The sequence below is a fragment of the Acidimicrobiales bacterium genome (assembly GCA_036273495.1).
Lineage (GTDB): Bacteria > Actinomycetota > Acidimicrobiia > Acidimicrobiales > JAJPHE01 > DASSEU01.
Genome location: DASUHN010000075.1, coordinates 1 through 4,804 on the forward strand (window position 1 = coordinate 1; position 4,804 = coordinate 4,804).

At 69.1% G+C, this 4,804-nt stretch carries 3 protein-coding genes; all 3 read left to right on the plus strand.

Going from position 1 to position 4,804, the window contains the following annotated elements; translation table 11 throughout:
* Nucleotides 1-714 precede the first annotated feature (714 nt).
* A complete protein-coding gene (locus VFW24_02855) occupies nt 715-1,347 on the plus strand; it encodes a TetR/AcrR family transcriptional regulator (protein HEX5265688.1) in 633 nt (210 codons plus the stop codon).
* A gap of 2 nt (nt 1,348-1,349) precedes the next feature.
* Complete coding sequence (locus VFW24_02860; GenBank protein HEX5265689.1) at nt 1,350-2,867, plus strand: MFS transporter; 1,518 nt, start codon at nt 1,350-1,352, stop codon at nt 2,865-2,867.
* A gap of 234 nt (nt 2,868-3,101) precedes the next feature.
* A partial coding sequence (locus VFW24_02865; protein ID HEX5265690.1) for a right-handed parallel beta-helix repeat-containing protein occupies nt 3,102-4,804 on the plus strand: 1,703 nt, incomplete at its 3' end.

Consider the following 4,804-nt stretch of genomic DNA (forward strand, 5'->3'; position numbering starts at 1 on the left):
CTCTCTCTCTGCAGCAGTCCTGGTTCGGCCGCGCTGTGACGTCGCCGCGGGAGACGAGCCAAGGTCAACCGATGAGCCGACCCGGTGACGGACGCGGCAACCGCTTCCTCAGCACCCGATGGTCTTTCCCGCCACGGAAAGAGGAGCAGCCAACTGAAGACCCTGCCCGGAGGTGATCTTACCGTTCTTATTCGCCACCTCTGAAGCTCCTCGGCGACCACGGCGGGCGCCCCAAAGGTCGCAAGGATGACATGACGGAAGGGCTCGTAGAGGGGGTGGTCCGGATTGGCTCGGACCAGGCGAGCCTTGCCCACCCGCCGGGTCCGAACGAGGGCGGCATCCTCGGCCCGGTCGACCTCCCGAATGGCTGTGGGGAGGGACGTTCCCACGTGTGCGGCTAGAGCGGTAAGGGAGTGTTCGCGAGCTGGGTCGGTGAGAACCTCGGCAAGCAGCCGTCCCTGAGTGTCCGACCGGAGGATGGGGGCCAGTCCCGGAGCGGTCACCTTCATAAAGTGAATGAAAACTTACGATTAATGAAGGTATGTCCCGGCACCCGTGCGGGGCCGCCGGCCCGGCCACCTCATCCCGGCGAGAGCCGGCTGCCTACCAGGCTCCGACGAGGAAGGGTGATGTGGTGTGGATGAGCTGACCCCTTGACCCCGATTATGGAACGGATTAGTATCGGAACGGGACCGTTTCGGATTGGACCCTGCAATGACCGAAGCAGCCTGCCGCATCGATGACGTCGAGGTGGAGGATCCCCGCCCCGCCGGCGGGCGCCCCCTCGACCCCGGCCGGGACGCGGCTCTGCGGAGGGCCGCCCTCGAGCTGGTGGCCGAGATCGGCTACGACCGCATGACCATCGACGCGGTGGCGGCCCGGGCCAAGGCGGGCAAGGCGACCGTCTACCGCCGGTGGCCCTCCAAGGCCGACCTGGTCATCGACGCCTTCGTCAACGAGGCGCTGGGCGCGGCCGAGCTGCCCGACACCGGAAGCCTGCGCGGGGACGCGCTGGCGTTGGCCCGGAGGCTCTGGGACGACGACGCCCCGGTCCCCCGCGCCCGGGTCATGGCCGGGCTGGTCTCGGCCCTGCTCGCCCACCCCGAGCTCCGCGAGACACTGGCCACCGTCTCGCGTCCCCCGCAGTCAGTCGTCGAGGAGCTCTACCGCCGGGCGGTGAGCCGGGGAGAGATTCCCGAGCCGGACGACCTGGACCTGATCGGGCTGGTCATTCCCAGCATGTGCGTATTCCGGTTGGTGACGACCGGCGAGCCACCCACGCCCGAGTTCCTCGAGAAGGTCATCGACACCGTCCTGCTCCCGTCGCTCAGCGCCAGAAGGGATTGAACATGCCCAACGTCGTACCCCCCGACGCCACCAGCGTCCACGTCACACGGCGCCCCGGACTGGCTCTGGTGGTGATCAGCTGCGCCCAGCTCATGGTGATCCTCGATGCGACCATCGTCAACGTGGCCCTGCCGACGATCCACCGGGCCCTCCACTTCTCCTCGGCCAGCCTCGAATGGCTGATCACCGCCTACGCCCTCACCTTCGGGGGGCTGCTGCTGTTCGGGGGACGCACCGGTGACCTCTACGGCAAGCGCCGGATGTTCATGGTGGGCATCGCCATCTTCGTCGGGGCGTCGCTGCTCGGCGGCTTCGCCACCGACCAGGCGTGGCTGATCATCACGCGGGGGCTGCAGGGGGTGGGCGGAGCGATCGCCTCTCCCACCGCCCTGTCCCTGATCGCGGTCAACTTTGCCGAGGGTCCCGAGCGCAACCGGGCCATGGGCGTCTACTCGGCCATGTCCGGGGCCGGGGGGGCCATCGGCCTCCTCCTCGGGGGGGTGCTCACGTCCTACGTCTCGTGGCGGTGGATCTTCTTCGTCAACGTGCCGATCGGGGCCCTTGGCCTGGTCCTGGCGCCGCGGGTCCTGGCCGAATCGGAACGCCGCCCCGGGCGGTTGGACACGCCGGGAGCGGTCACCGCCACGGCCGGCATGCTCAGTCTCGTCTACGGACTCACCAATGCCGCCACCCACTCCTGGGGCTCGCTCGGCACCCTGGCGCCCCTCGGGGCTGCGGGCCTATTGCTGAGTGCCTTCCTCGTGATCGAGACCCGCGCCGCCGCTCCGCTGATGCCGCTGTCGATATTCGCCGACCGCAACCGGGCGGGGGCCTACCTGATGATGCTGACCCTCGGGATGGCCGTGTTCTCGATGTTCTTCTTCCTCACCCAGTACCTCCAGAACGTGCACGGCTACTCGGCGGTACGGGCGGGGGTCGCGTTCCTGCCCATGTCGGCCGGGATCATGATCGCGGCGATGACCACGGCCCGCCTGTTGACCCGCGTCGGCATCCGGCGGCCGCTGATAACCGGTCCCGTATTTGCTCTGGTCGGGCTGCTGTGGCTGACCCGGCTCACTCCCGGATCGGGTTACCTCGACCTGATCCTGCCGCTCGTGCTCCTGGCCCTGGGAATGGGGCAGTCCTTCGTTCCGCTGACGGTGACGGCCATCTCCGGCGTGGCGCCCGAGGAGGCCGGGCTGGCCTCTGCCCTGCTGAACACCGGCCAGCAGGTGGGGGGCGCACTGGGTCTTGCCGTTCTGGGCACCGTCGCCATCTCCGCCGCCCGTCGCTACATCGGCGCCGCGGCGGCATCGTCCCACCACGTCACCACCGCAGTGGTCAACGCCGGCGTCACCCATGGGTACACCCGGGCCATCTTCGTGGGGGCGGGGATCATGGCCGGGGCTGTGGTCATCTCGATCGCCGTCATCCGGACCCCCCGGACTGCCAGTCCCATAGGGGACATCGAGCCGGCCGGGGGGCCGATCCCTCCGGAGGTCGCACCCAGCGTCGTCTGAGCGGCTCGGGCCGACCTGGCTGACGGGTCGGAGGGCCCGGCTGGTCGGTTGCGCCCCTACGTCCGGTCTGTACCCGCTCATGGCTTTGGGGCCATTAACCGCCCGCGGTCAGTTGACCACAAGTTGTGAGAACACCGGCGCTGCGTTGGGCCGGGCTTCTTAGGGTCCCACCAAGTATCGACGGCGGCGTCGTTGCGCTATGGGACGGCCCGCAGTAACCAGCGGGAGGAAGCCGTGCACGGTGGTTCCATCACAGGTCAACCCGGTCTCCGTCTGATCACGCGCCATCGTGTCCGGCGAGCCGCGGCCATCCTCTCGGCTACCGCCGTCACCTGCGGCATCGCCCTGGCCGGGGCTGCTCCGGCCCGGGCGGCCGGCGCAACGACGATCACCGTCACCGGCTTCACCGACAACACCGACGCCTGCTCCGGCTCGAGCCCGACGGTGTCCTGCCCGTCCCTCCGCTCAGCCGTCACCTACGCCAACGGCAACGAGCAGTCCGGTCCGTTCACCGTCAACCTGGCGGCCGGCCACTACTCCCTGACCCTCGGTCCCGGCCAGGAGAACGGGGGTCCCCTCGCCGTCCAGGACAGCACCGTGCTCACCATCAGCGGGCCGGGCTCCGCCAGCACCGTCGTTGAGGCCAGTGCTCTGCGGTCCACGACACTGAGCGTCGAGGACGGCGGGACCGCGGCGATCCAGGGGGTCACCATCGACGGTGGGAGTGGCCCGGTGTCCGCCGGCGTAATCGACAACTTCGGGGATCTCACCATCTCGGGGTCGACCATCTCCGGCGGCATGGACGAGGGAGCGGGGGGCGGCGGGATCTACAACGAATTCCACGGAACCCTCCACATCCAGTCCGGCACGGTCCTCACCGGCAACGTCGCCACCTCCGGCGGCAGCGGGACCGGCGGCGCCCTCCACAACGCCGGGACGGCGGATGTGACCGGCGCGACGATCTCCGGGAACTCCTCGGGGGGGTCGGGAGCCGGGATCTTCAACGGCACCGACGCTCAGCTCGGCCTCACCGACACCACCGTTTCCGGTAACGCCGCGGGCGGCAACGGGGGCGGCATCTACAACGACGGCACCCTGACCGTGACCGGGGGTCAGGTCTCCGGGAACCAGGCCGACGACAGCACCGGCGGCGGCGTCTACAACGACTCGCATGGGAGCCTGACCATCACCGGTGCGACCGTGTCGGGCAACTCGGCCGACCAGGGTGGCGGGGTCTACAACGTGGCCCTGCTCGACGGCACGACCGGGGCCACCGTGTCCGGCTCGACCATCTCCGGCAACGGGACCTCGAGCAACGGCGCCGGAGTCGCCAACACCGGGGACCTGACGGTCACAGGCTCGACGATTGCGGGTAACTCCGCAGGCGGCAAGGGGGGAGGGGTCTACAACTCCGGAACCCTGACCATGCTGAACTCGACCCTGGCGCGCAACACGATCCAGCCCGAGGCGGGAGCGACCGCCCTGTTCAACGACACCGAGGGGACCGCCAATCTGTCCTTCGACACCCTCGCCGACAACCCGGGTGCCACAGGCACGTCTACTCTCTTCAACAACGGCACCGCCCACGTGCTCTCGTCGATCCTGGCCTACGCCCCCGGTCGGCAATGTGCCGGATCGGCCATCGACGACGCCGGAAGCAACGTGTTCGGAGACAGCACGTGTGACTCCGAGGCTCAGGTGATAGCCGACCCTCATCTGCTCCCGCTCTCCCAGAACGGCACCAGCGTGCCCGAGACGATGGCGATCTTCTCGACCGACGCCAGCCCCAGCAAGGCACTGGGCACCAGCACCGGGACCTGCAAGGACCTGGGTGGCCAAACCGTCACCAGCGACGAGGTCGGAAGCAACCGGCGTCCCCGCGCGGGCGGTGAAGGCGGCCTCTGCGACGCAGGTGCCTTCCAGCTGCAGTCGGACAG